The organism is Micromonospora reichwaldensis, assembly GCF_031845925.1.
GTDB lineage: Bacteria > Actinomycetota > Actinomycetes > Mycobacteriales > Micromonosporaceae > Micromonospora > Micromonospora reichwaldensis.
On the sequence record NZ_JAVRFL010000029.1, the window covers coordinates 16,836 to 41,488 of the forward strand.

Consider the following 24,653-nt stretch of genomic DNA (forward strand, 5'->3'; position numbering starts at 1 on the left):
ATTGGGCGCGAGCTGGGGGTGGACGTGGAGCTGCAACCGGGCCGGGAGGCCGTGGTCCGGGTCGCGGTCGCGACCCTCTGGAGCTGCCCCGAGGCGGTACGCCCCGTCGACGGCCCCGCCCTGGCCGCGCGTACGGACATCGCCGCCTGGATCTCCGGCATGGACACCGACCAGCAGGTCGGCGACTGCGTACTGAGCCAACTGCTGCTCGGCGAGCGGGTGCTGGTCACTGAACTGCGCCCGGACGGCTGGGCCCACGTGGTGGCGGTCGAGCAGCCGGCCCCCCGGCTGCACCCGCGCGGCTACCCCGGCTGGCTGCCCACCGAGCAGCTCGCCCCCGTGGCCGGCGACCCCGAGGCGGACCCGCTCGTGGTCGACGCCACCGTCACCGCGCTGCGTGACGCGCCGGGGGGCGCCGAGCTGCTCTCCGGGGTGATCCTGGGCACCCGGCTGATCCCGGCCGGGCCGGCGGTCGACGGCTGGCAGCCGGTGCACGCGCCGGGCCACTCCGCGCCGCTCTGGCTGCCCGCCGGCGACGCGGTGCCGGTGCCCACCACGCCTCCGTCGGCCGAAGAGGTGCTGGCCGTCGCGCAGCGCCTGGTCGACGTCGTCTACATCTGGGGCGGGGTGTCGGCGTACGGCATCGACTGCTCCGGCCTGGTCCACCTGGCCTGGCGGCGGCTCGGCGTGCTGCTGCCGCGCGACGCCAGCGACCAGGCGACGGTGACCACGCCGGTGCCGCTGGGCGCGGAACGCCCCGGCGACCTCTACTTCTTCGCCCGCCCCGGGCGCAGGATCCACCACATCGGGATCGTCACCGCCGACCCGCGCCCCGGCGACGACCGGCGGATGCTGCACGCCTGCTACCTGCGGCGCCGCGTGCTGGAGGAGCGGCTGCCCGACGAGCGCACCGCCACCCTGGTCGGCGTGCACCGCGTCTGACCCGCGTACGACACGAGAGGGGGCGCCCCACCGGGGCGCCCCCTCTCGTCGCGTCGCGTACGCCTCAGTGGCGGGCGTCGGTCAGCACCCGCCGCCGGTCGCGGGAGGACTTGACCAGGCTGGCCACGGTGGCCACCGCGAGGGTGCCGAGGATGATCGTCAGTGAGAGCCAGATCGGGATGTGCGGGGCCCAGGAGACGTGCTCGCCGCCGTTGATGAAGGGCAGCTTGTTGTCCGCGAGGGCCTCCAGCACCAGCTTGACGCCGATGAAGCCGAGCACCACGGCCAGGCCGTAGCTGAGGTAGATCAGGCGGTTGAGCAGGCCACCGAGCAGGAAGTAGAGCTGCCGCAGGCCCATCAGCGCGAAGACGTTGGCGGTGAAGACCAGGTACGGCTCCTGGGTGATGCCGAAGATCGCCGGAATCGAGTCGAGCGCGAAGATCAGGTCGGTGGTGCCGATGGCGATCATGACGATCAGCATCGGGGTGAAGATCCGCTTGCCCTTCATCGTGTGGGTGGTCAGCCTGGCGCCGTCGTAGTCCCGGGAGATCGGCAGTGCCTTGCGGCTCCACCGGATCAGCAGGTTCTCGGAGAACTCGTCCTCGTCGGGCTCGCCCTGCCGGGCGAGGTTGATCGCGGTGTAGATCAGGAACGCGCCGAAGATGTAGAACACGAAGGAGAACTGGGAGATCAGCGCCGCGCCGGCCGCGATGAAGCCGCCCCGCATGACCAGCGCCAGCACGATGCCGATGAGCAGCACCTTCTGCTGGTACTGCCGGGGCACCCCGAACCGCGCCATGATGATCACGAAGACGAACAGGTTGTCGACGGAGAGGCTGTATTCCGTCAGCCAGCCGGTGTAGAACTGCCCGGCCGCGCTGGCCCCGGAGGTCAGCCAGAGGCCGGCGCCGAAGATCAGGGCCAGGGCGACGTAGAAGCCGACCCAGAGGCTCGACTCACGCACGCTGGGCTCGTGCGGTCGCCGACCGACGATCAGCAGATCCACGAGCAGGATCCCGGTCAGGGCGACGAGCGTCCCCACCCAGACCAGTCCGGACACGTCCAAGGTTCATTCCTCCGGCAGACACGCAACGACGGGCACACCGTACGCCCTCGGTGGACGCGGTGTGCCGGCGACGCTGACTCTGGTGACTGTCGGAGGTCTCTTCCGTCGCCGTCCCCGAGGGGGCGGCGACCGACGGGCCGGGTCGTGCGTCCAGGGATCGGCGCTCGACCGTGCTGACGACTCCGTCGCGGGGGAATACTCCCCTCCTCGCCCGTCATTCTGGCCCACCGCCGCCAGTGGCCGCATCCCGGGTCGTGAGTGTCCTTTCCCACCCCGACGCATCGATGCCGGTCGGCGGCGGGCATCGAGACCGGCCGCACCATCCGTAGAGCGTCCTAGGAGGCTAGTGCTCCGAATCGGGCGCGACCAGCGGATCGGCGAGCGACCAGCCCGCCGCCAGCACCTTGTCGCAGGCGGCCACCGCCCGGGCCAGCCGCCGCCGGTGCGGGCCGGCCAGCTCGACCACCGGCACCCCGCAGCCGGCCAGTTCCGCCCGGAACCGCCCCGTCATCCACGCCCGCAGGTGCTCGCCGTCGCGCAGCCCGTCGTCGTCGAAGGGCACCCCGACGTGGTCGGTCAGCAGGTACAGCGCGGGACGCCGGGCCGTCGCGCGCACCCGCGCCGACGTCGACCCCAGGTACCGCTCCTCCCAGACGGCGGTGGCCCGCGCGTCCGTGTCGCAGAACAACAGCGGGCCGCACGAGCGCGCCGCGGCGTCCTCCGCCGCCTGCTGCTCCCGGACCACCTCGGCGAAGTCGTCGCGGTCCCACACCACGTCGAAGACCGTGGCCGCCGGATCCCGCCCGCGCAGCCGGGCCAGCTTCCGCGCGGTCAGCTCCCGGCCGTACTCCGGGACCCAGCGGTTGCCGTAGTGCGCGGCGAGGGCGGCGGCCATCGTGGTGGTGCCGGTCGACTCCGCACCGACGACCACCACCCGCCGGACGAACCACGCCCGCACCGGCGCGCTGAGCCGGTCCCAGTGGCCCGCCGGGTCCGCGCGCACCGCCGTCCCCGACACGGGCACGCCGCGCCGCCCCGGATCCACGCAGACCGACACCGCGTCGAACCGCCGGGCCAGCTCCTCGCCGTACGCCTCGGAGGAGAAGACGGCGTCCACCGGCGCCCCGCCCAGCGCCTCGCGGAACACCGCGCAGTGCAGGTCCCAGACCGCCGGGTCGGCGTAGTCCACCGGATGGTCGTCGTACCGGCCCACGAAACGGACCCACGGGGTGGCCGCGTGGACCTCACGCAGCCAGTCCAGCCGCAGCGCGAGCGGGATCGACTCCCGGCGGGACGGTGCCACCACCACGGTGACGGCCGCGCAGCGGGCGGCGGCGGCCTCGATCAGCGCGTGGTGGCCCGCGTGCGGCGGATAGAACTTGCCCACCACCATCGCGTGCCGGAACTCCGGCGCCGCCGGCCCGGTGCCGACGCCTTCCGCCGGCGTTCGGCCGGTGGCCGCCCCGGTCACGCCGCCGCCGGGGCCGGGCCCGGGGGCACCGGGGTCGGGGCGGCGCCGCGCCGCAGGTCCGCCCGCCACTCGCGCAGCCCGAGCACGCAGAGCCCGAGGAAGATCACGTAGAGGGCCGCGGTGAGGTACAGGCCCTTGTAGGCGTAGAGCGGGATGTAGATCAGGTCAGCGGCGATCCACAGCCACCAGCTCTCCACCCGCTTGCGGGTCTGCCCGTACGTCGCCAGCAGCGACAGCGCGGTGGTCAGCGCGTCCGGCAGCGGCACGGTGGAGTCGGTGGCCCCGTCCAGCAGCGCCCAGAGCCCGCCGGTCAGCACGACGCCCGCCGCCGCCAGCGCCCACCACTCCCGGCGGCCCGTCCGGCCGACCGTGAGCCGGGTGCGCCGCTCGCCGCCGTACAGCCACGCCCACCAGCCGTACAGGCCCAGGCCGACGTAGACGACCTGGAGGCCGGCGTCGGCGTAGAGGCCGGCCGTCCAGAACAGCAGCATCAGCAGCAGCACGTTGGCGATGCCGACCGGCCAGTTGGCGATCCGCTGCCGGGCCACCAGCCAGACGTTGAGCACCCCGGTGGCGAAGCCCAGCAGCTCCGCCCAGGTGGTGCCGGTGCCGGCCACGGTGAACGCCGTACCGGTCAGCCAGTCGATCATTCGCCTCCCCTTTCCGCGCGCCCACCCTAGATCCGCCCGGCCTGCGGGAACAGGCCCCCGCGGCGTCCGGCCCGCACGGCGGCGTGAAAGGCTCCGGGCATGGTGCTTGAGGTCGCGCTCATCGACGTACTGCCGGGACACGAGGACGAGTTCGCCGCCGCGTACGCCAAGGGGCATCCGGTGCTCGCCGGCACGCCCGGCTGCCGGTCGGTGCGGATGACCCGGGGCGTCGAGTCCCCGAGCCGGTTCGTGCTGCTGGTGGAGTGGGACTCCGTCGAGGCGCACAACGACAACTTCCGCGCCACCGAGCGCTTCGCGCAGTGGCGGGCGCTGATCGGCCCGTACTTCGCCAACCCGCCGCTGGTCGAGCACTTCGTGGACGTGCCGGCCTGAGCTGTCGTACCCCTGCCCTAGGCTGCGCCGTGCACGCGTCGGCCGCCGGTCCCGACGGGCTCGGGGGCGCCGGGCCCGGTTGCCGCGCGAAGATATCCGCTGGCGCCCGGTCGCCGACGCCGGTTGACTGCCCACCATGACGCAACGGGTGGCCCTCGTGACGGGCGTGAGTCGTCGGATCGGCATCGGCGCGGCGGTCGCCCGCACACTCGCGGCGGACGGCTGGCGGCTGCTGCTCACCGGCCTGCCTGAGTTCGACGACGCCCAGCCCTACGGCGGCGATCCCGAGGGCGTGCCGGCCCTGCTGGGCGAGCTGGGCGACGCCGGACACGTCCGCGCCGACCTGCTCGACCCGGCCGCGCCCGCCGGCCTGGTCGCCGAGGCGCTACGCCGGCACGGCCGGCTCGACGCGGTGGTCGCCGTGCACGCCTACTGCACCGACACGCCGTTCGGCGCGCTGGATCCGGCCGAGATCGACCGGCACCTGCTGGTCAACGTGCGGGCCACGCTGCTGCTCGCCGAAGCGTTCGCCGAGGCGTTCACCGCCGGATCGGGTGGCCGGCTGGTGCTCTTCTCCACCGGCCAGCGCCTCGGCCCGATGCCGCAGACCCTCGCCTACGCGGTCAGCAAGGCGGCGGTGGAGAACGCGACCTTCCAGCTCTCCCCGCTGCTGATGCCACGGGGCATCACCGTCAACTGCGTCCACCCGGGCCCGACGGACACCGGATACGCCTCGCCGGAGGCGTACGCCGAGGTCGCCAAGCTCTTTCCGAGCGGACGCTGGGGCACGCCGCAGGACGCCGCCCGGCTGGTGCGGTTCCTCTGCTCGTCCGACGCCGACTGGATCACCGGCCAGGTGATCGACTCGGAGGGCGGCTTCCGCCGCCACCTGTGAGCCCTGGCTCAGCCGCCCGCGACAATTCGGCGCAGCCCGTCGCCCTGACAGGCGCGCATGATGAAGGCCTCCGGATTGCCGGAGCGGATCCTTGTCGGCTCCACTGCACAACCGGAGGCCTTCGTCATCCCGCGATCTCAAGCCGTGGCGTTATTCGTGCCAATCGACCGCCTGCGAGGTGTTCCTAACCGCAGCCGGAGACCGACGCGTCGCTGAGGTAATCCTCCGCCGCCCAGCCATCGATGGACGTGGACCCGCCGTTGTTGTAGTGGATCCGAACCCAACGGTTGGTCGAATTCACGACATCGCCATAGACGTGGCACAGGTAGGTCACCCAGTGGCCGGTAGGAACCCGCCCCACCAAGCCGCAGGAGAGGTGCGGGCCGGTACGCACTGCCAGACCGGTCGTACCGGCGCCGATCACCTGCCCGCTCGTCAGCTCCTTGTCCACGTAACCGTGGCTGCAACTGGCGGACGCCGGCCCACCGCTCACCACGGCGACGCTGGTGGCGGCGGTGACCACGACCGCGACCTTCGCCAGGGTCGCCCTATTGATTACAGACCTCATCTAGCCCCCGCTTCCTGTGGGTGCGCCGGTGTTTCCGGACACAAGAAACCTATGACTTTGACAGGATCAGGTCAATATTGATTTCGATCGATTCCTGCGGTAGGGGCCGCCGGCGAGGCCGAAAAAGATGACTCCTCGCCCCGACCACAGATCCACCGGGATTCCCGCTATCGCAGGTCGCCCCCTGCCGACAATCAGCAAGAATCCTCAACACCATGTCGAACCGAGCGCCGACGAAGCCCGTCGAGGGCACCGTCCCGCCTTTCGGCAAGCGTCAGGCGAAGCGAAAACAACCTGCGATTCCCGACTCCACCGGTCGGCGCGACCATGGCCTATTCCATCGAGTCAACTGCTCGCGCCAGGCCTCAACGGGCGTTCTCCGGAAGTCATCTCAGCCGCCCTGCGGGGAGACAGCCCGGTCTGACTCGTGGCGGCCGTTGGCCGACCCGGCCGCGCGGTCCCGCAGCAGCGCCAGCGTCTCGTCACCGCCGAGGGCCACCGACGCCAGCCAGTCGCTCATCCGCTCGTAGCGGCTGACGTCGGCCTCGGAGACCAACCGCAGGTCGGAGGTCAGGGTCTCCAGCATGACCGTGCGCGGATCAGCCGGGTCGGGGAACACGTAGCTGGAGTAGCCGGTCAGTGGATGCAGCCCGGCGCGCGGCGCGGCGGCACAGGGCACCACCCGGACCGTCACGTGCGGCAGGTCGGCCAACGCGACCAGGTGCGCCATCTGCTCCCGCCACACCTCGGGCGACACGTCTCCCTGGTCACAGACCCGCTCGTCGAGCAGCGCGGTGTAGCGGGGCGGATCGGCGCGGCGCAGCACGTCCTGACGCATCAGCCGGGCCCGGATGTCGGCCTCGACGTTGACCTCGGGGTACAGCAGCCGGCCGGCCTCGACGCGCTGGCGGGCGTACCCGGGCGATTGGAGCAGGCCGGGCACGACGGCCGGCTGGTACTCCACGATGCTCGCCGCGCCCGCCTCCAGTTCGGCGTAGGTGCGCTGCCGCTCGCCCATCTCCCCCAGCGCCTTCCACCAGCCCCGGCTGGTGGCGGCGTCGCGGGCGATGACGATGAGCGCGTCGCGCTGCGGCGGCGGCACCTCGTAGACGTCGAGCAGGTCGAGCACGTCGGCCAGGTCCGGCCGGCTCTGCCCCAACTCGATGCGGGACAGCTTCGAGGTGGAGGCCCAACCCAGCCGGTCGCAGACCTGTTCCAGGGTCAGCGCCTCCCGCCGGCGCAGCTGACGCAACTCGGCGCCCAGCCGGGCGCGACGAATGACCGGACTCGTTGGCAACGGCATCCCCAGCCTCCCCACCGAGGGAGAGTAGGGCAGGACGATCACTCAGCGCAATAGCTTGCTCGCGTACCGCAATCAGAGGCCAGGTCGTCGTGGGTCGGCCCGCCCCGCCGACCGGGTCAGGCGGGGCCCGGGCCGCTCACTTCACCCCGGCGGCGTCCATGCCGCGCAGCTCCTTCTTGAGGTCGGCGACCTCGTCGCGGATCCGGGCGGCCAGCTCGAACTGGAGTTCCCGGGCCGCGGCCAGCATCTGGTCGTTGAGCTCCTGGATGAGCTGGGCCAACTCGGCCCGGGCCATCCCCTCCCGCGCGGGCCCGGCGCCGCCGGTCCGGGCGCGGCTGCGGGTCTCCTTGACCGGCGCCTTGCCCCGGGAGAGCTGCCGTACGGCTCCGCCGACGCGGCTGTTCTCGGTGTCCTCCGCCTCGCGGTAGATGTCGTCGAGAATGTCGTGGATCTTCTTGCGCAGCGGCTCGGGACTGATGCCGTGCGCCTCGTTGTGCGCGATCTGCTTGTCCCGCCGCCGGTTGGTCTCCCCGATCGCCTCGGCCATCGACGGAGTGATCTTGTCGGCGTACATGTGCACCTGACCGGAGACGTTGCGCGCCGCCCGGCCGATGGTCTGGATCAGCGACCGGCCGCTGCGCAGGAAGCCCTCCTTGTCGGCGTCGAGGATGGCGACCAGCGACACCTCCGGCAGGTCGAGACCCTCCCGGAGCAGGTTGATGCCGACCAGCACGTCGTAGTCGCCCTTGCGCAGCTCCCGCAGCAGCTCCACGCGGCGCAGCGTGTCGACCTCGGAGTGCAGGTAGCGCACCCGGATGCCGTTCTCCAGGAGGTAGTCGGACAGGTCCTCGGCCATCTTCTTGGTCAGCGTGGTGACCAGCACCCGCTCGTCGCGCTCGGTGCGCAGCTTGATCTCGTGCATGAGGTCGTCGATCTGGCCCTTGGTGGGCTTGACGACGACCTCCGGGTCGATCAGGCCGGTGGGCCGGATCACCTGCTCGACGAACTCGCCCTGGGCCTGCTCCAGCTCCCACGGGCCGGGCGTCGCGGAGAGAAAGACCATCTGGCCCACCCGCTCCAGGAACTCGTCGAAGCGCAGCGGCCGGTTGTCGGCGGCGCTGGGCAGCCGGAAGCCGTGGTCGATCAGCATCCGCTTGCGGGACGCGTCGCCCTCGTACATGCCGCCGATCTGCGGGATGGTCACGTGCGACTCGTCGACGACCGTCAGGAAGTCGTCCGGGAAGTAGTCGAGCAGGCAGTGCGGCGGACTGCCCGGCAGCCGGCCGTCCATGTGCATCGAGTAGTTCTCGATGCCGGAGCAGAACCCGACCTGGCGCATCATCTCGATGTCGTAGGTGGTGCGCATCCGCAGCCGCTGCGCCTCCAGCAGCTTGCCCTGCCGCTCCAGCTCGGCCAGCCGCTCGGCCAGCTCGGCCTCGATGTCGCGGATCGCCCGCTCCATCCGCTCCGGCCCGGCCGCGTAGTGGGTGGCCGGGAAGATGACCAACCCGTCGACCTCCTTGACCACGTCGCCGGTGAGGGGGTTGAGGTAGTAGAGCTTCTCCACCTCGTCGCCGAAGAGCTCGATCCGCACGGCCAGTTCCTCGTAGGCCGGGATGATCTCCAGCGTGTCGCCGCGGACCCGGAAGGTGCCCCGGTTGAAGGCCATGTCGTTGCGCGTGTACTGGATGTCGACCAGCCGGCGCAGCAGCTGGTCACGGTCCAGCTCCTGCCCGACCGCGACCCGCACCGCGCGGTCGAGGTATTCCTCCGGGGTGCCCAGGCCGTAGATCGCCGAGACGGTGGCCACCACGATCACGTCGCGGCGGGTGAGCAGCGACATGGTCGCCGAGTGCCGCAGCCGCTCGACCTCCTCGTTGATCGAGGAGTCCTTCTCGATGTAGGTGTCGGTCTGCGGGATGTAGGCCTCGGGCTGGTAGTAGTCGTAGTAGGAGACGAAGTATTCGACGGCGTTGTGCGGCAGCAGCTCGCTGAACTCCTTGGCCAGCTGCGCGCAGAGCGTCTTGTTGGGGGCCAGCACCAGCGTGGGCCGTTGCACCCGCTCGATCAGCCACGCGGTGGTGGCGCTCTTGCCGGTGCCGGTCGCGCCGAGCAGCACGGTGTTGCGGTCGCCGCGGCGGACCCGACGCTCCAGGTCGTCGATGGCCGCCGGCTGGTCGCCGGCCGGCTGGAACTCGCTGATGACCTGGAAACGGCCGTCGAGCCGGGGAATGTCGAGCGCCATGACCCCAACGGTACGCCGGGGGTCCGACACCGCGGCGCGACTACGCCCGGTCCGTGATCGGCTTCGATATTCGCATTGTGTGGCGCATCTCACCGGACTACGCTCTCCGTGTAGGCCGCTCGCGGCGGCCGACCGGGCAGGTGGCCAGGCCGTCACGGCCGGCCCGCCCCCGGCACAGGGGTCGCAGCACCCGGCACTCCCGGCGTGCGCACCCGACGTGGTCGCGCGTGAGGCGCTGACCGGCCGCCGCGAGCGCCCCTGCTCGTCACCCCACGGGGGTGAATCCCGTTCAACCTCCCGTGGAGACCTCCGCCGCCCGTTCCGGCCCGCCTGCCCCGCCGCAGGGCCCGCCGACGCACGACGACGCGCACACCGGCGGCATCCCACGGGTGGTGACCGGCCGCCGGCGTACCGTCCTGCTGGTGCTCGCGGCCATGGCCGTGCTCTCCGCCGCCGCGCTGGTCGTGGGGCTGGCGAGCTGGGCGCCCGCGCGGCCGGAGCAGCCGAGGGCGCTGACGGGCGACGAGCGCGAGCGACTGGCCGCGATGCGGGTCACCAACTACCGGGACCTGCGGGCCGGGGTACGCGTGACCGCGGGCACCGGCGCGGCGCGTACCGAACTGGTCGGCTGGGTCGACTGGTCCCGGCCGCTGGTCTACCTCGACGTCGGCGGGCCCGGCGCGGGCGCCGCGCGCGGGCTGCTCCAGGCCACCCCGACGGTGGTCCTGCTGCGCCCCGACCCGACGGCGGTGCCGACCCCCGCGCCGCCCCCGCTGGTGCCGCCGGCGGACCGCTGGCGGCTGCACGCCCCACCCGCCGGGCAGGGGCTGGCCGCCGTGCTCGACCTGCTCTTCCGCCTCGCCTCCGACCGTCCGGAGCCGCCGGTCGACGCCGCGCGCCGGATCGGTGGGGCCACGGTCGGGGCGGCGCCGGTCGACATCCTCCAGGCACCGCCGCCCGGCCCCGGCGTCCCGGCCCCGGACGTGCTCCCCCGCTACTGGCTCGACCACGACGCGCGGCTGCACCGGCTGGAGACCGGGCTGGCCGGCGTCGGCCCGGTGACCGTGCAGCTGAACCGGGCCGACCGGCCCACGCTGCGGCCGGTCGACGCCCTCGGCGGCCGTCCCGGGCAGCCCCGCGCCCTCACCGCCGCCGAGCGGGGCCGGCTGGACCGGCTGCCCGCCCGGCTGCGCGCGGGTGGCGGCGCCGCCGTGACCCTGACCGCGCCCGTCGCCGCCGCCACGAACCTGCGCGGAGCCGGCTGGGTGAGCTGGAGCGGGCGGGCCGCGTACCTGACCGTCGCCGACCTCGCCGAGCCGGGGCGCCGGACGCTGCTGCGCGTCGACGGCGCCGGCGTGCGCCGGGCGGAGGTGCCGGCCGCGACGGTCCCGGGCACCGCGGAAGCGCCCGGCCGGCCGCCGCTGCCGCCGCCCGCCCGGGGCTGGGGGGCCGACCCGCGGCGCGCGGGCGACCTGGGCCTGCTGCTCGACGCGGCGCTGCGGGCCGCTCGATCGCCCGACAGGCGGGGCGCCCCCCTTCGGGTGCGCGGCGACACCGTCGCCGGGAAGACCGTCGACGTGGTCGAGCTGCGCACGTCCCGGGGGCTGCTGCGCTACTGGATCGACCGGTCCGGCGCGCTGCGCCGCCTGGAGCTGCGCACCCGCACCGGCGCCTGGGCCCAGCTCGACCTGACGCCCACCACGGTGCCCCGGCTCGTCCCACCGCCCCGGCCCCCGGCCGGGGGCCGCTGACCGGTCAGGGACGCCAGCCGGTCTGCGCCGCCCACTGCTCGGCGCGCAGGTGTTCCTCGTCGAACCACGGGTCCTTCGCGGTGGTCCAGGTGGCGCTGTCCGGGGCGGATGCCGCCAGCTCCCGCTTCAGCGCCAGGTAGGCCGACCGCTGGTCCGGGTCGGCGCGCAGGTGGTCGCGCATCAGCAGCGCGTACCGCCAGCCGGGCGCGTCGGCCGGGCGGATGTGCAGGTGCACGGGGCGGCCCGGGTCGGCGCTGCCGTGCAGCCGCTTCTCCCACCGGCCGCTGCCGGGCGGGCGGGGGTCGTCCCACCACTCGCCGGGCAGGCGCGGGAAGCCCGCCTCCGTGAGCCGCTCGGCCAGCGGTCCGTCCGCGTCGGCGAGGGTCGGGACGGTGAGCTGGATGTCGATCACGTCCCTGGCGGCGAGCCCCGGGACCGCGGTCGAGCCGATGTGGTCGATACGCAGGTCGGCGGGGGCGAGCGCGTGCCGGATCCGGGCGGCCAGCCGCGCGTACTGCTGCGGCCAGGTCGGGTCGGCCTCCGTCAGGACGACGTGCTCCGAGGGGGCCGCCCGCTGCTCGCGCAGGTTCGCCTCGTAGGGCCGCAGCCGCTCGCGCCACAGCGCGTCGACGGCCGCGTGCAGGTCGTCGAGGCTGCCGTCGTTGGTCAGCAGCACGTCCGCCGCGCCCCGCCGCCGGGCGTCGTCGGCCTGTGCGGCGATCCGCCGCTCGGCCTCCGCCCGGTCCATCCCCCGGTCGCGGGCCAGCCGCGCCAACCGGGTGGCCACCTCCGTCTGCACCACGACCACCAGGTGGTACGTGGGCGCGAGCCCCACCTCCACCAGCAGCGGCACGTCGTTGACCACGATCGCGTCGGGTGCCGCCGCGGCGGCCAGCTCGGCGGCGCGGGCCCGTACGCGGGGATGGGTGATCGCCTCCAGCCGGCGGCGCGCCGCCTCGTCGGCGAACACCAGCGCGCCCAGCGCCGCCCGGTCGAGGGCGCCGTCGGCGTCGAGGACCCGCTCGGAGAAGGCGGCGACGATCTCGGCCAGCCCCTCCGTGCCCGGCGCGACCACCTCCCGGGCCACCCGGTCGGAGTCGATCAGCACCGCGCCGCACTCGGTCAGTCGCCTCGCCACGGCGCTCTTGCCGGACCCGATTCCTCCGGTCAGTCCCACCTTCAGCACGGCACCAGTCAACCGGATCATCACCGCGCCGCCGGCACCGGGGGCATCCCGGACCGGTCCCCCTGGGCCCTATTCTAGTACTAGGATAGGGCCCGTGGAGCTGACCACCGCCGAGCTGACCGTGCTGGGCCTGCTCATCGAACGCCCACGGCACGGCTACGACCTGGAGCAGGTGATCGCGCGACGCGGCATCCGGCAGTGGTCCGACGTCGGGTTCTCCTCGATCTACTACCTGCTCGCCAAGCTGGACAGGCGCGGCCTGGTCCACGTACCCGAGGCTCCCGCCGCCCCGAAGTCCCGCCAGGTGTTCCACGCCACCGCCGAGGGCCGGGCGGCCGCGGCGCGCACCGCGCTGGCGCTCATCGAGCAACCGCAGCCGGTCCGGCACCCGCTTCTCGTCGGCATCGCCAACCTGCCCCTGCTCTCCGACCGGGAGTACGCGCAGGCGCTGCGCACCCGGCTGGCGGGGGTCGAGGCCCGCATCGAGTCGCTCCGGTCGGCGCAGCAGGCGCAGGCCCCCCTCCCGCACCCGGCGCGGGAGGTCTTCTCGTACTCGCTGAGCCTCCTGGAGGCGGAAAGGCAGTGGCTCGCCGCCCGAGCCCAGGTGCCTGATGACTGACAAGACCGACTTCAAGAAGACGCTCGACGCCTATCAGGCCGGGCGCGGGCAGTTCCGGATCGTGGACGTGCCCGACACGCGGTACCTCATGGTCGACGGCCACGGCGACCCGAATGGCGCACCGGCGTTCACCGGCGCCATCGAGGCCCTCTACCCGGTGGCCTACAAGCTGAAGTTCGCCAGCAGGCGGGACCTCGGCCGTGACTACGTCGTCCCGCCCCTGGAGGGCCTGTGGTGGGCCGAGGACATGGACTCGTTCACCGCCCGGCGCGACAAGGCACGGTGGGAGTGGACGCTGATGATCATGGTCCCGGACTGGATCGGCCAGGACCTGTTCACCGCCGCCGTCGAGCAGGTGGGGGCCAGGAACCGCCCGGCGCGTCTCGACGACGTCCGCCTGGCGACGCTGTCCGAGGGGCGGTGCGTGCAGACGCTGCACGTCGGTTCCTTCGACGACGAGGCCGAGGTGCTGGCGCGGCTGCACGATGAGTTCGTCCCGGGCAACGGGCTGCGGATGGTGGGCAGACACCACGAGATCTACCTCAGCGACTTCCGCCGGGTCGCGCCGGAGCGGCAACGCACCATCCTGAGGCAACCGGTCGCCCCCGCATCGAGTGCGTAGGCGCGGCGAGGACGGAGCGGCTGCGGGGAAAGACGGGAGCCCCGCCCCCGGCGATCTCGCGATCGCGGGGACGGGGCCCGTCGTCGTTCAGCGGGTCACTTGCCGCCGGCGAGCTTCTCCCGCAGAGCGGCGAGCGCCTCGTCGGTGGCCAGGGTGCCGGCCGGCTCCTCGGCCTGACGGCTCGGGGCCGCGCTGGTCGAGGTGGTGGTGCCACCACCGGTGACGGGCGGAGCCGGGTTGGCAGCCGCCTCGGCGTCGGCGGCCCGGGAGGTCTGCACCTGCTTGGTGTGGGCCTCCCAGCGCTGACGCGCCTCGGCGTACTGGTTCTCCCAGGTCTCGCGCTGCTTGTCGTACCCCTCGAGCCACTCGCCCGTCTCCGGGTCGAAGCCCTCCGGGTAGATGTAGTTGCCCTCGGTGTCGTACGTCGCGGCCATGCCGTAGAGGGTCGGGTCGAAGTGCTCCTCGCCCTCGACGAAGCCCTCGTTGGCCTGCTTGAGCGACAGCGAGATCCGGCGGCGCTCCAGGTCGATGTCGATGACCTTGACCATGACCTCGGAGCCGACCTGGACGACCTGCTCCGGGATCTCCACGTGGCGCTCGGCCAGCTCGGAGATGTGGACCAGGCCCTCGATGCCGTCGTCCACCCGGACGAAGGCGCCGAACGGCACCAGCTTGGTGACCTTACCCGGCACGATCTGCTGGATCGCGTGGGTGCGGGCGAACTGACGCCACGGGTCCTCCTGCGTCGCCTTCAGCGACAGCGAGACCCGCTCGCGGTCCAGGTCGACGTCCAGGACCTCGACCTCGACCTCCTGGCCCACCTCGACGACCTCGGACGGGTGGTCGATGTGCTTCCAGGACAGCTCGGAGACGTGCACGAGGCCGTCCACGCCGCCCAGGTCGACGAACGCGCCGAAGTTGACGATCGAGGACACGACGCCCTTGCGGACCTGGCCCTTCTGCAGCTTGTTGAGGAACTCGGTGCGCACCTCGGACTGCGTCTGCTCCAGCCAGGCCCGGCGGGACAGGACCACGTTGTTGCGGTTCTTGTCCAGCTCGATGATCTTGGCTTCGAGCTCGCGCCCGACGTACGGCTGCAGGTCGCGCACCCGACGCATCTCGACCAGGGAGGCGGGCAGGAAGCCCCGCAGCCCGATGTCGAGGATGAGGCCGCCCTTGACCACCTCGATGACCGAGCCGCGGACGACCCCGTCCTCGTCCTTGATCTTCTCGATGGTGCCCCAGGCCCGCTCGTACTGCGCCCGCTTCTTGGAGAGGATCAGACGACCCTCCTTGTCCTCCTTCTGGAGGACCAGGGCCTCGATGTGGTCACCAACCGAAACGACCTCGGCCGGGTCCACGTCGTGCTTGATCGACAACTCCCGAGAGGGGATGACACCCTCGGTCTTGTAGCCGATGTCGAGCAGGACCTCGTCCCGATCGACCTTGACGACGGTGCCTTCGACAATGTCGCCGTCGTTGAAGTACTTGATGGTCTCGTCGATCGCGGCGAGGAAAGCCTCCTCGGAACCGAGATCGTCGTGGGTGACCCGGGTGGCGCTCGAGGGGGCCTCGATGCTGCTCGTCATGTGGGCGGTTGCTCCGGTCGGATGGTGTGTCACAGCAGGCTGGTGTGTCGCGGTGACCTGTTCGCGCCAGCGGATCCGTCGCCGGGCACACCGAAAGATCATCGCGTGAGATCATGGATGTGGCTCCGCCAGTGGTCCCGGAGACCGCGCACCTGCTCCCTGCCGAGGCACACGATCCGCGAGCGCATCATCTAGCCTACCCGCTGCATTACCACAGCGTGCAAGCCCTCCCATCCTCTCGCCGCCTCGTCAGCTGCGAAAGCGGAGATATCGGCAGGAAGGCGTCGCAGGTGTCGCGTCCGTCACAGGGGCATCACGGTGAACGGTAGCGCCGGACGCCGTACCCCGCACTCCGGGGGTCGCCCGGCGCACGGCGCGTGCGGGGCTAGCGTGGGCGGGTGGATGACGACAGCCGGGTGACCCGGCGCCGGGTCGGCAACGCCGAGGCCCGCCGGGCGAACCGCCGCTGGTGGGACGCCGACGCCGACGACTACCAGGCCGAGCACGGCCGTTTCCTCGGCGACCTGGACTTCGTCTGGTGTCCGGAGGGCGTGCGGGAGGCCGACGTACGGCTGCTGGGTGACCTGGCCGGACGGCGGGTGCTGGAACTCGGCTGCGGGGCCGCCGCCGCCGCGCGGTGGCTCGCCACCCGGGGGGCCCGGCCGGTCGCCCTGGACCTCTCCGCCGGCATGCTGCGGCACGCCGCGCTGGCGGCCGGACGCACCGGCGTACGCGTGCCGCTGGTGCAGGCCGACGCGCTGGCGCTGCCCTTCGCCGACGCCGCGTTCGACACGGCCTGCACGGCGTTCGGGGCGGTCCCGTTCGTGGCCGACTCGGCGGCGGTCATGCGCGAGGTGTTCCGGGTGCTGCGCCCCGGCGGCCGGTGGGTGTTCTCGGTGACCCACCCGATGCGGTGGATCTTCCTCGACGACCCCGGCGAGGGCGGGCTGACCGCCGTGCACTCGTACTTCGACCGCTCCCCCTACGTGGAGCAGGACGAGGCCGGCGACGCCACCTACGTCGAGCAGCACCGCACGCTCGGCGACCGGATCCGCGAGCTCGTGGGTGCCGGGTTCCGCCTGCTCGACCTGGTGGAACCGGAGTGGCCCGAGGGGCACGAGGGGATCTGGGGGCAGTGGAGCCCGCTGCGCGGCCGCCTCTTCCCCGGCACCGCCATTTTCGTCGCCGAGAGACCTGCCTGAGCGACGGACAGCCGGTGCGACGTCCGCCACGGCCGGCGGGGTTACGCTGAGCCGGTGAGCGCCGAACCGATCGCGACACCACCTGGCCCATGGTGTCCGGACCCGATCCGGCAGCAGCGTGCCGACTACACGCTGGAGGACCTGCTCAACCTGCCGGACGACGCCCCCCGCGTCGAACTCGTCGACGGAGTCATCCAGGTGACACCCTCCCCCACCCTGGGCCACCAGGACATTTCCAGCCTGCTCTGGCTGTGGCTACGAACCCACTGCCCCGCACACCTGCGTGCCACACAAGCCGTCGGCGTGGCCCTCAATGCGAACACCAGCCGGCAGCCGGACGTGCTGCTGTGCCGGACGGAGGTGACCGCCGACCGGTCGCTGCTCATGCCGGACGACGTCATCCTCGCGGTCGAGGTGGTGTCGCCCGGCACCCGCCGCACCGACCGGTTCGCCAAGCCCGGCGAGTACGCCGCCGCAGGCATCCCCTTCTACTGGCGGATCGAACAGGACCCCATCCACCTCTACGCCTACCGGCGGGGCGATCGGCTCGGGCCGGGCGGTGAGCGACAGTACGAACTGATCGCCGACAGCGCGGAGCTGATCGAGATGGTCGAACCATTCGAGATCAAGCTGCCGATCGCCGACGTCACGCCGTAGCCCGCGGGCCGTCGTTTCGGGGCATCGACGCCGGGTACCCGCGTCGCATGGCCGAGCAGAGCGAGTTCCGCAGCGGCGACCACGTCTCCTGGGCCAGCCACAGCGGCCGGGCGTACGGCGTGGTCAAGGAGAAGATCACCGAACGGACGCACGTACGCGGGCACGCCGTGAACGCGTCACCGGACGACCCGCAGTACCGGATCCGCAACGACGACTCGGGACGGGACGTCGCACACCGACCGGAGGTGCTGCGCCATGAGCAGGGCTGACGAGGGACGGGACACCTACCGGGAGTTCACCGAGGCGGTGAACATGAAGCCGGCCGAGCTGTCGACGTGGCTGGAGACCGACGAGTCGAAGCAGGTCGGCTGGCACAAGGGTGGGCGCTCCGGCGGCGGCGAGTCGGTCGGGCACGAGTCGGGCCGCAAGATCATCGAGCTGCTGCGGCGCAAGCGTGCCGAGCTCTCCGAGGGCGACTACCGGCACATGCGCAAGGTCGTCGGCTACGTCCGCCGGCACATGGCGCAGCGCCCCTCCGGCGACGTCCGCGACACGAAGTGGCGCTGGTCCCTGATGAACTGGGGCCACGACCCCCTGAAGCGCTGAGCCCGGCCGCTTGACCCTGCCACTGACGGCAGGGTCCGACGATCCGCACCATGAGTCGAGCGCAACGCAGGATCGTCGTCGTCACCGGTGCGGGCACCGGGATCGGACGGGCCACCGCCCGTGGGTTCAGCGCCCAGGGGGCGTACGTCGTGGCGGTGGGCCGACGGGCCGCGCCCCTGGCGGAGACCGCCGCCGGTCACCCCGGCATCGAACCGCTGGTCGCCGACGTCACCGCCCCCGGCGCCGCGGAGCTGATCGTCGGCACCGCCACGCAGCGGCACGGCCGCCTCGACGTGCTGGTCAACAACGCGGGCGTCGCCGGCGGCGGTCCGCTCGGTTCGCTCGCCCCCGAGACCGTCGCGCGCCACCTGGCGACGAACCTGGTGGCGCCGCTCCTGCTCACCCGGGCGGCGGTGCCGGCGCTGACCGACAGCCGGGGCGTCGTCGTCAACGTCACCACGTCGGTCGGGTCGCGGGCCTGGCCGGGCAGTTCGCTGTACGCGGCCGGGAAGTCCGCCCTGGACTCGCTGACCCGCAGCTGGGCGGTGGAGCTCGCGCCATCCGGAATCAGGGTGGTGGCGGTGGCACCCGGCGCCGTCGACACCCCGCTCGGCGCGCACCAGGGGCTGACGCCGCAGCAGCAGGCCGACGTCCGCCGGTGGCAGGTGGCGCGGACGCCGCTGGGACGCGTCGGGCGTCCCGAGGAGGTGGCGTGGGCGATCCTGCGCCTCGCCGACCCGGCGGCCGGCTTCGTCACCGGCGTCGTGCTGCCGGTCGACGGTGGTGCCGTGATCGCGTGACGGCACCGCCGGCCGGCCCCGTAGAAGTGCCGACGGCACCTGGCGGCCTGGTAGAACGGTGCCCGGAGGTGCGGACCATGCTGATCGGCGAGCTGGCGGAGGCCACCGGCGCCTCCCCGCGCGCGCTGCGGCACTACGAGCGGCACGGGCTGCTCGACTCCCGGCGCGCCCACAACGGCTACCGGATCTACGACGAGCGGTCGGTGGGCCGGGTGCGCAACATCCGTCACCTGCTGGCCGCCGGCCTGACGCTGGACGACGTGCGGACGTTCCTGCCCTGCCTGGACGGGGACGTGGCCGCCGCCCCGCCCGCGCCGGCCGGCGTCCGGGTCGCCCTGGACCGGCTCGCGGTGCTCGACGCCCGCATCGCGGCGCAGACGGCGGTACGCGACCGGCTGGCGGCGGCCCTGCGCGCGGCGGGCACGGCCGTCCCAGACGCCTGACGACGAGGCGGGCCCGCCACCCCTGCCCCGACCACGCCGTCGCCCACTGTTCGACGGCGACGCGGTCCTGCCGCCCTCCCCCGGCAGGGCCCGGTGCCGGCGCGGGGCGGGGCGGCGACCGTCAGTGGTCGGCGCTGTTCCAGTCCCGGCCCTCGCCGACGGAGACCTCCAGTGGCACCGACAGCGGGTGCGCCCCGCCCATCTCCCGCCGCACCAGCGCCTCCAGGGTCTCCCGTTCGCCCGGGGCGACCTCGAAGACCAGCTCGTCGTGCACCTGGAGCAGCATCCGCGAGCGCAGGCCCGCCTCGCGCAGCGCCGTGTCGACGTGCAGCATGGCGACCTTGATGATGTCGGCCGCCGAACCCTGGATGGGGGCGTTGAGCGCCATCCGCTCCGCCATCTCCCGGCGCTGCCGGTTGTCGCTGACCAGGTCGGGCAGGTAGCGGCGGCGGCCCAGGATGGTGGAGGTGTAGCCGTCGTGCCGGGCGCGGGCGACGACCTCCTGGAGGTAGTCGCGCACGCCCCCGAAACCGGCGAAGTAGTTCTCCATCAGCCCGCGCGCCTCCTCGGCGGTGATCCCGAGCTGCTGGGAGAGGCCGAACGCGCTCAGCCCGTACGCCAGGCCGTAGTTCATCGCCTTGATCTTGCGCCGCTGGTCGGCGGTGACCTCGCCGACCGGCACCTCGAAGACCGACGAGGCGGTGGCGGCGTGGAAGTCGGCACCGGAGTTGAACGCGTCGATGAGCGCCTCGTCCGACGACAGGTGCGCCATGATCCGCATCTCGATCTGGCTGTAGTCGGCGGTGAGCAGGCACTCGTAGCCCTCCCCCACCACGAAGGCGCGCCGGATCCGGCGCCCCTCCTCGGTGCGGATCGGGATGTTCTGCAGGTTGGGCTCGGTGGAGGAGAGCCGCCCCGTGGCCGCCACCGTCTGGTTGAACGTGGTGTGGATGCGACCGTCGTCGGAGACCGACTTGAGCAGCCCGTCGACGGTCGTCTTGAGCTTCGCCACGTCGCGGTGGCGCAGCAGGTGGGCCAGCACCGGGTGCGGGTTCTGCGCGTGCAGCCACTGGAGGGCGTCGGCGTCGGTGGTGTAGCCGGTCTTGATCTTCTTGGTCTTGGGCAGGCCCAGCTCGCCGAAGAGGATCTCCTGCAACTGCTTCGGCGAGCCGAGGTTGAACTCCCGGCCGACCGACTCGTAGGCCCCCTGGGCGGCGGCCTTCACCTCGGCGGCGAAGTGCGACTCCAACTCCGAGAGGTAGTGCGTGTCGGCGGCGATGCCGGTGCGTTCCATGCCGGCGAGCACCCGCATCAGCGGCAGCTCCACCCCGGCCATCAGCCGTGCCGACTGCTCACCGTCGCGGGACAGCTCGGCGTCGATCGCGTCGGCCAGGTCGAGGGTGGCGCGGGCCTGGAGCATGAGGTTCTGCTCCGCCTCGCCGTCGTTGCCGAGCCCCTCCAGGGTGAGCTGGCCGGTCTCCGGGGCGTCGACCCGCAGCTCGCGGTGCAGGTAGCGCAGGGCCAGGCCGGTCAGGTCGTAGGAGCGCTGGTCGGGGCGGGCCAGGTAGGCGGCGATCTGGGTGTCGCGGAGGATGCCCTCCAGGCGCCAGCCGTGCGCGGCGAACGCCAGCACCGCCGGCTTGCTGTCGTGCAGCACCTTGGGCCGCCCGGCGTCGGCCAGCCAGGCCGCCAGGGCCGCCTCGTCGGTCGGCTCCAGGGTGGCGGGATCGCACCAGGCCGCCGCGCCGCCGGCGGTGGCCAGCGCCAGCCCGGTCACCGAGGCGGTGTGCCGGCGGTTGGGGCCCGTGTCGAGCTTGGCCGCCACGCCCACCGGGGTGTCGGCCGGCGCGTGCGTCTCCAGCCACCCGGCGAGCGCCCCGGGCTCGGTGAGCACCTCGCCGGTCAGGTCGAACCCGGACTCGGCCTCCGGCTCCACCGCCTCCAGGTACTGGTAGAGCCGGTCGCGCAGGATGCGGAACTCGAGGGTGTCGAAGACCTGGTGGACAGCCTCGCGGTCCCACCCCTCCCACCGCGCGTCCTCGGGGCGCAGCGGCAGTTCCAGGTCGGAGACGAGACAGTTGATCTCGTAGTTGCGGATCACGTCGGCGAGCCGCTCGCGCAGGCTGTCGCCGGCCTTGCCCTTGATCTCGTCGGCGCGCGCGACGACGCCGTCGACCCCGCCGTAGGTGTTGATCCACTTCGCGGCGGTCTTCGGGCCGACGCCGGGCACGCCGGGCAGGTTGTCGCTGGTCTCGCCGACCAGGGCGGCCAGGTCGCGGTAGCGCTCCGGGGGGACGCCGTACTTCGCCTCGATCGCCGCCGGGTCCATCCGGGCCAGGTCGGAGACGCCCTTGCGCGGGTAGAGCACGGTGACGTTCTCGCCGACGAGCTGGAACGCGTCGCGGTCGCCGCTGCTGATCAGGACCGACATGCCCTGGTCGCGGGCCTGGCAGGCGAGGGTGGCGATGATGTCGTCGGCCTCGAAGCCCTCCTTCTCCACCACCGGGATGCGCAGCGCCGCGAGGACCTCCTTGACCAGGCTCACTTGGCCCTTGAAGTCGGTCGGGGTCTCGCTGCGGCCGGCCTTGTATTCCGCGTATTTCTCGGTGCGGAAGGAGCGGCGGGAGACGTCGAAGGCGACCACGATGTGCGTGGGCTGCTCGTCGCGCAGCACGTTGATCAGCATGGACGTGAAGCCGTAGACGGCGTTGGTCGGCTGCCCCGTCGTGGTGGAGAAGTTCTCCACGGGCAGGGCGAAGAACGCCCGGTATGCCATGGAATGTCCGTCGACGAGAAGCAGGCGCGGCGTCGTAGCTGTCACGGCAGCGACTCTAGCCGCCCGCTCCGACACTCCGGGACACCGGCACGGACGCCGGCGCGGCCCGAGGCGGACACCGGCGCGGACGCCGGCACGGCCCGGGGGTGGGCCGCGCCGGCGTACCGCTCAGAGCACCTTCGCCAGGAACGCCTTCGTCCGGTCGTGGCGGGGGTTGGCGATCACCTCGCGGGGCACGCCGGACTCGACCACGACGCCGCCGTCCATGAAGACCAGCGAGTCGCCGACCTCGCGGGCGAAGCCGATCTCGTGGGTGACCACGATCATCGTCATGCCGTCGCGCGCCAGGTCCTTCATCACGTCGAGCACCTCACCGACCAGCTCCGGGTCGAGCGCGCTGGTGGGCTCGTCGAAGAGCATCAGCTTCGGCTGCATCGCCAACGCCCGGGCGATCGCCACCCGCTGCTGCTGCCCACCGGAGAGCTGGCCCGGGTAGTTGCCGAGCTTGTCGCCCAGCCCCACCCGCTCCAGCAGCGCGGCGGCCCGGTCCCGGGCGGTGGCCTTCTTCTCGCGGCCCACCAGCACCGGCGCCTCGGCGACGTTCTCCAGGGCGGTCATGTGCGGGAAGAGGTTGAACCGCTGGAACACCATGCCGATCGCGCGGCGCTGGGCGGCGACGTCCTTCTCCCGCATCTCGTGCAGCTTGCCGCCGCGCTCGCGGTAGCCGATCAGGTCGCCGTCCACCCAGATCCGGCCGGCGTTGATCTTCTCCAGGTGGTTGATGCAGCGCAGGAACGTCGACTTGCCGGAGCCGGAGGGGCCCAGCAGGCAGCACACCTCGCCGCTGCGGACCTCCAGGTCGATGCCCTTGAGCACCTCGATCGCCCCGAACGACTTGTGCACCTGCTCGGCCCGGACCATCGGCGCGGACTCCACCGCCGCCCCGCCGGCCGCTGCCGGCACCGTCAGCTCGGTCATGCGCCGTCCGCCTTCCCGGTCGTGCCGCCGCTCTCCGCCGCGATCCCCCGCAGCTTGGTCTTCGCCCGCCCGCTGCGCCCGACGCCCTTGGAGAAGTGCCGCTCCAGGTAGTACTGCCCGACCATCAGCACGCTGCTCAGCAGCAGGTACCAGATGGTCGCCGCCACCAACATCGGGAAGACCTGGAAGGTCCGGCTGCCCACGGCCCTGATCTGGAAGAACAGCTCCATCGAGACCGGCACGAAGGCCACCAGCGAGGTGTCCTTGAGCATGGCGATGGTCTCGTTGCCGGTCGGCGGGACGATCACCCGCATCGCCTGCGGCAGCACGATGCGGCGCAGGATCTGCCCCCGCCGCAGGCCGAGCGCCTGCGCGGCCTCGGTCTGCCCCTCGTCGACCGACTGGATGCCGGCCCGGACGATCTCCGCCATGTAGGCGGCCTCCGACAGGCCCAGCGCCAACGCGCCGGCGACGAACCCGGTCAGGATGTCCACGGCGGAGAAGCCGAACAGCCGCGCCTCGAAGTCGTCGACCCCGAACAGGGCGCCGATCTGCCGGTCGAACGGTAGGCCGAACTCGATGCGCGCCCAGAGGATGCCCAGGTTGCCGAAGAGGATCGCCAGCACCAGCCGGGGCACCGCCCGGAAGAACCAGGTGTACGCCCAGGCGACGCCGCGCAGGATCGGGTTCTCCGACAACCGCATTACAGCGAGGACGATGCCCAGCCCGACACCGATCAGCATGGCGGTCACCAGCAGCGTGAGGCTGCCGCGCACCCCCGCCATGATCGGCGGGCGGAACATCTCGTCGACCATGAACGACCAGTTGAACGCCTTGTTCGTCACCAGCAGGTGCACGAACATGGCCACCAGCACCCCGATCACGGCGACGGCGACCCACCGCCCGGGATGCCGCACGGGCACGGCGCGGATGGGTTCCGGCCGTGCCCGTTCGGGTGTGTCAGTCTCGACAGACATCGTCAGCTGGTCGGGTTCAGCGCCGGGGTCGTGATGGCGCCGCCCTCGACGCCCCACTTCTTCAGCGCGCCCTGGTACGTGCCGTCGGCGATGACCGCCGTGACGGCCTCCTTCAGCACCTCGGCGAACGCGGCCTGGTCCTTCTTCACCGCGTAGCCGTACGGGGCCGACTCGTAGATGTCGCCGAGCAGCTCCAGCTGGCCGCTGCTCTGCTTCACCGCGTACGCCCCGACCGGGGAGTCGGCCAGCATGGCGTCGTTCTTGCCGCTGACCACGGCGGCCGTGGCGTCGCTCTGCGCCTGGTACTGGTCGATGGTGATGGCCGGCTTGCCGGCGTCGGTGCACTTCTTCGACCGGGCGGTGATGTCGTCGAGCTGCACGGTGCCGACCTGCACGGCGATCTTCTTGCCGCAGGCGTTCTCGGTGTCGACCTTGGCCGGGTTGCCGGCCTTGGTCGCCCACTGGGTGCCGGCGGAGAAGTAGCTGACCATGTTGACGGTCTTCATCCGCTCGGCGTTGATGGTGAACGAGGAGACGCCGACCTCGTACTTGCCCGAGTCCACGCCGGGCAGGATCGCGTCGAACGGCGCCGACTCGTACTCGGCCTTCAGGCCGAGCTTCTGCGCGACCGCGTTGAACAGCTCGATGTCGAAGCCGACGACCGTCTTGCCGTCGGCGTCGAGGAACTCCGCCGGGGCGTACGTCGAGTCGGTGCCGACCTTGATCACGCCGTCGGCCTTGATGGCGTCGGGCACCTTCGCGGCCAGCGCCGAGTCGGCGGCCGCGGTGACGCTGGGGCCGGCGCCGGGCTGCTCGGTGCTCTCCTTCTCACCGCAGCCGGCCAGCGAGAGGGCGAGCAGGGCGGCGCCGGTGACGCCGAGGGCGGCCCGGCGGCCACCACTGATGCGGAACAT

General features: G+C 72.4%; 24 protein-coding genes. 12 read left to right on the forward strand and 12 right to left on the reverse strand.

The features are described from left to right. Positions 1 to 24 precede the first annotated feature (24 nt). Positions 25 to 942 carry a C40 family peptidase gene (locus RM555_RS22320; protein WP_311413572.1) on the forward strand — a complete coding sequence of 306 codons (918 nt, stop codon included), beginning with the start codon at positions 25 to 27 and terminating at the stop codon, positions 940 to 942. Positions 943 to 1,006: 64 nt separating this feature from the next. Here RM555_RS22320 and RM555_RS22325 read toward each other — a convergent pair whose 3' ends face one another. From RM555_RS22325 to pnuC, 3 genes are all read right to left on the reverse strand, one after another. Then, entirely contained in the window at positions 1,007 to 2,008 is a 1,002-nt protein-coding gene (locus RM555_RS22325; protein ID WP_311413573.1) for a TerC family protein, read from the reverse strand. A 343-nt stretch (positions 2,009 to 2,351) separates the two neighbouring features. Beyond that, positions 2,352 to 3,479, reverse strand: coding sequence for an AAA family ATPase (locus RM555_RS22330; RefSeq protein WP_311413574.1), 1,128 nt, complete (start codon positions 3,477 to 3,479; stop codon positions 2,352 to 2,354). Then, positions 3,476 to 4,129, reverse strand: a complete 654-nt coding sequence (pnuC, locus tag RM555_RS22335; RefSeq protein WP_311413575.1) for a nicotinamide riboside transporter PnuC — start codon at positions 4,127 to 4,129, stop codon at positions 3,476 to 3,478. Before pnuC ends, RM555_RS22330 begins: the two co-directional genes overlap by 4 nt. A gap of 99 nt (positions 4,130 to 4,228) precedes the next feature. Between pnuC and RM555_RS22340 the strand changes: the two genes are divergently transcribed. Together RM555_RS22340 and RM555_RS22345 are read left to right on the forward strand one after the other, a co-directional pair. Then, a complete protein-coding gene (locus RM555_RS22340; RefSeq protein ID WP_132240368.1) occupies positions 4,229 to 4,522 on the forward strand; it encodes an antibiotic biosynthesis monooxygenase family protein in 294 nt (97 codons plus the stop codon). 136 nt (positions 4,523 to 4,658) lie between these two features. Continuing rightward, positions 4,659 to 5,417: an SDR family oxidoreductase gene (locus RM555_RS22345; protein ID WP_311413576.1), complete on the forward strand. Its 759-nt coding sequence runs from the start codon at positions 4,659 to 4,661 to the stop codon at positions 5,415 to 5,417. Between the two features lie 184 nt (positions 5,418 to 5,601). Here RM555_RS22345 and RM555_RS22350 read toward each other — a convergent pair whose 3' ends face one another. The 3 genes from RM555_RS22350 to uvrB form a co-directional block, all read right to left on the reverse strand. Beyond that, complete coding sequence (locus tag RM555_RS22350) at positions 5,602 to 5,940, reverse strand: SH3 domain-containing protein (protein ID WP_311413577.1); 339 nt, start codon at positions 5,938 to 5,940, stop codon at positions 5,602 to 5,604. A 436-nt stretch (positions 5,941 to 6,376) separates the two neighbouring features. Next, positions 6,377 to 7,288 carry a helix-turn-helix domain-containing protein gene (locus RM555_RS22355; RefSeq protein WP_311413578.1) on the reverse strand — a complete coding sequence of 304 codons (912 nt, stop codon included), beginning with the start codon at positions 7,286 to 7,288 and terminating at the stop codon, positions 6,377 to 6,379. A gap of 136 nt (positions 7,289 to 7,424) precedes the next feature. Next, positions 7,425 to 9,533 (reverse strand): excinuclease ABC subunit UvrB, encoded by a 2,109-nt coding sequence (gene uvrB / locus RM555_RS22360; RefSeq protein WP_311413579.1) that lies wholly within the window; start codon positions 9,531 to 9,533, stop codon positions 7,425 to 7,427. A 299-nt stretch (positions 9,534 to 9,832) separates the two neighbouring features. On the opposite strand from uvrB, the gene RM555_RS22365 reads away from it, so the two are divergent. Continuing rightward, positions 9,833 to 11,284, forward strand: coding sequence for a hypothetical protein (locus RM555_RS22365; protein ID WP_311413580.1), 1,452 nt, complete (start codon positions 9,833 to 9,835; stop codon positions 11,282 to 11,284). 4 nt (positions 11,285 to 11,288) lie between these two features. On the opposite strand, the gene coaE is transcribed toward RM555_RS22365, so the two are convergent. Further along, positions 11,289 to 12,470, reverse strand: a complete 1,182-nt coding sequence (gene coaE / locus RM555_RS22370) for a dephospho-CoA kinase (protein WP_311413581.1) — start codon at positions 12,468 to 12,470, stop codon at positions 11,289 to 11,291. Between the two features lie 94 nt (positions 12,471 to 12,564). Here coaE and RM555_RS22375 point away from each other — a divergent pair, with 94 nt between their 5' ends. Together RM555_RS22375 and RM555_RS22380 are read left to right on the forward strand one after the other, a co-directional pair. Next, entirely contained in the window at positions 12,565 to 13,089 is a 525-nt protein-coding gene (locus RM555_RS22375; protein ID WP_311413582.1) for a PadR family transcriptional regulator, read from the forward strand. Next, positions 13,082 to 13,711 (forward strand): GyrI-like domain-containing protein, encoded by a 630-nt coding sequence (locus RM555_RS22380; protein ID WP_311413583.1) that lies wholly within the window; start codon positions 13,082 to 13,084, stop codon positions 13,709 to 13,711. Before RM555_RS22375 ends, RM555_RS22380 begins: the two co-directional genes overlap by 8 nt. 95 nt (positions 13,712 to 13,806) lie before the next feature. Here RM555_RS22380 and rpsA read toward each other — a convergent pair whose 3' ends face one another. After that, positions 13,807 to 15,402: a 30S ribosomal protein S1 gene (rpsA, locus tag RM555_RS22385; RefSeq protein ID WP_151455503.1), complete on the reverse strand. Its 1,596-nt coding sequence runs from the start codon at positions 15,400 to 15,402 to the stop codon at positions 13,807 to 13,809. Positions 15,403 to 15,698: 296 nt separating this feature from the next. Here rpsA and RM555_RS22390 point away from each other — a divergent pair, with 296 nt between their 5' ends. The 6 genes from RM555_RS22390 to RM555_RS22415 all read left to right on the forward strand — a co-directional run bounded on the left by RM555_RS22390 (position 15,699) and on the right by RM555_RS22415 (position 19,008). Further along, positions 15,699 to 16,502 (forward strand): class I SAM-dependent methyltransferase, encoded by an 804-nt coding sequence (locus tag RM555_RS22390; RefSeq protein WP_311413584.1) that lies wholly within the window; start codon positions 15,699 to 15,701, stop codon positions 16,500 to 16,502. Between the two features lie 54 nt (positions 16,503 to 16,556). Further along, positions 16,557 to 17,159, forward strand: coding sequence for a Uma2 family endonuclease (locus RM555_RS22395; protein ID WP_311413585.1), 603 nt, complete (start codon positions 16,557 to 16,559; stop codon positions 17,157 to 17,159). A gap of 47 nt (positions 17,160 to 17,206) precedes the next feature. Further along, on the forward strand, positions 17,207 to 17,428 hold the full coding sequence (locus tag RM555_RS22400) for a hypervirulence associated TUDOR domain-containing protein (protein ID WP_311413586.1): 222 nt from the start codon (positions 17,207 to 17,209) through the stop codon (positions 17,426 to 17,428). Beyond that, positions 17,415 to 17,765, forward strand: coding sequence for a DUF3140 domain-containing protein (locus RM555_RS22405; protein ID WP_311413587.1), 351 nt, complete (start codon positions 17,415 to 17,417; stop codon positions 17,763 to 17,765). Before RM555_RS22400 ends, RM555_RS22405 begins: the two co-directional genes overlap by 14 nt. Positions 17,766 to 17,815: 50 nt before the next feature. Then, positions 17,816 to 18,565: an SDR family NAD(P)-dependent oxidoreductase gene (locus RM555_RS22410; RefSeq protein WP_311413588.1), complete on the forward strand. Its 750-nt coding sequence runs from the start codon at positions 17,816 to 17,818 to the stop codon at positions 18,563 to 18,565. A 77-nt stretch (positions 18,566 to 18,642) separates the two neighbouring features. Beyond that, on the forward strand, positions 18,643 to 19,008 hold the full coding sequence (locus tag RM555_RS22415; protein ID WP_311413627.1) for a MerR family transcriptional regulator: 366 nt from the start codon (positions 18,643 to 18,645) through the stop codon (positions 19,006 to 19,008). 121 nt (positions 19,009 to 19,129) lie between these two features. Here the strand turns inward: RM555_RS22415 and polA are convergent, their stop codons facing one another. The 4 genes from polA to RM555_RS22435 all read right to left on the reverse strand — a co-directional run bounded on the left by polA (position 19,130) and on the right by RM555_RS22435 (position 24,653). Continuing rightward, the gene (gene polA / locus RM555_RS22420) at positions 19,130 to 21,829 is read right to left on the reverse strand and encodes a DNA polymerase I (RefSeq protein ID WP_311413589.1); all 2,700 of its coding nucleotides are present in this window, start codon (positions 21,827 to 21,829) and stop codon (positions 19,130 to 19,132) included. Between the two features lie 123 nt (positions 21,830 to 21,952). Further along, entirely contained in the window at positions 21,953 to 22,762 is an 810-nt protein-coding gene (locus RM555_RS22425; RefSeq protein ID WP_311413590.1) for an amino acid ABC transporter ATP-binding protein, read from the reverse strand. Continuing rightward, on the reverse strand, positions 22,759 to 23,739 hold the full coding sequence (locus RM555_RS22430) for an amino acid ABC transporter permease (RefSeq protein ID WP_311413591.1): 981 nt from the start codon (positions 23,737 to 23,739) through the stop codon (positions 22,759 to 22,761). Before RM555_RS22430 ends, RM555_RS22425 begins: the two co-directional genes overlap by 4 nt. Before the next feature lie 2 nt (positions 23,740 to 23,741). Further along, positions 23,742 to 24,653: an ABC transporter substrate-binding protein gene (locus RM555_RS22435; protein WP_311413592.1), complete on the reverse strand. Its 912-nt coding sequence runs from the start codon at positions 24,651 to 24,653 to the stop codon at positions 23,742 to 23,744.

Bases quoted from the DNA above. Each gene is read 5' to 3' on its own strand.
- pnuC (WP_311413575.1), bottom strand. From the start codon at position 4,129: ATGATCGACTGGCTGACCGGTACGGCGTTCACCGTGGCCGGCACCGGC.
- RM555_RS22340 (WP_132240368.1), top strand. From the start codon at position 4,229: ATGGTGCTTGAGGTCGCGCTCATCGACGTACTGCCGGGACACGAGGAC.
- RM555_RS22345 (WP_311413576.1), top strand. From the start codon at position 4,659: ATGACGCAACGGGTGGCCCTCGTGACGGGCGTGAGTCGTCGGATCGGC.
- RM555_RS22355 (WP_311413578.1), bottom strand. From the start codon at position 7,288: ATGCCGTTGCCAACGAGTCCGGTCATTCGTCGCGCCCGGCTGGGCGCC.
- uvrB (WP_311413579.1), bottom strand. From the start codon at position 9,533: ATGGCGCTCGACATTCCCCGGCTCGACGGCCGTTTCCAGGTCATCAGC.
- RM555_RS22380 (WP_311413583.1), top strand. From the start codon at position 13,082: ATGACTGACAAGACCGACTTCAAGAAGACGCTCGACGCCTATCAGGCC.
- rpsA (WP_151455503.1), bottom strand. From the start codon at position 15,402: ATGATCTTTCGGTGTGCCCGGCGACGGATCCGCTGGCGCGAACAGGTC.
- RM555_RS22400 (WP_311413586.1), top strand. From the start codon at position 17,207: ATGGCCGAGCAGAGCGAGTTCCGCAGCGGCGACCACGTCTCCTGGGCC.
- RM555_RS22405 (WP_311413587.1), top strand. From the start codon at position 17,415: ATGAGCAGGGCTGACGAGGGACGGGACACCTACCGGGAGTTCACCGAG.
- RM555_RS22410 (WP_311413588.1), top strand. From the start codon at position 17,816: ATGAGTCGAGCGCAACGCAGGATCGTCGTCGTCACCGGTGCGGGCACC.
- RM555_RS22415 (WP_311413627.1), top strand. From the start codon at position 18,643: ATGCTGATCGGCGAGCTGGCGGAGGCCACCGGCGCCTCCCCGCGCGCG.
- RM555_RS22425 (WP_311413590.1), bottom strand. From the start codon at position 22,762: ATGACCGAGCTGACGGTGCCGGCAGCGGCCGGCGGGGCGGCGGTGGAG.
- RM555_RS22430 (WP_311413591.1), bottom strand. From the start codon at position 23,739: ATGTCTGTCGAGACTGACACACCCGAACGGGCACGGCCGGAACCCATC.
- RM555_RS22435 (WP_311413592.1), bottom strand. From the start codon at position 24,653: ATGTTCCGCATCAGTGGTGGCCGCCGGGCCGCCCTCGGCGTCACCGGC.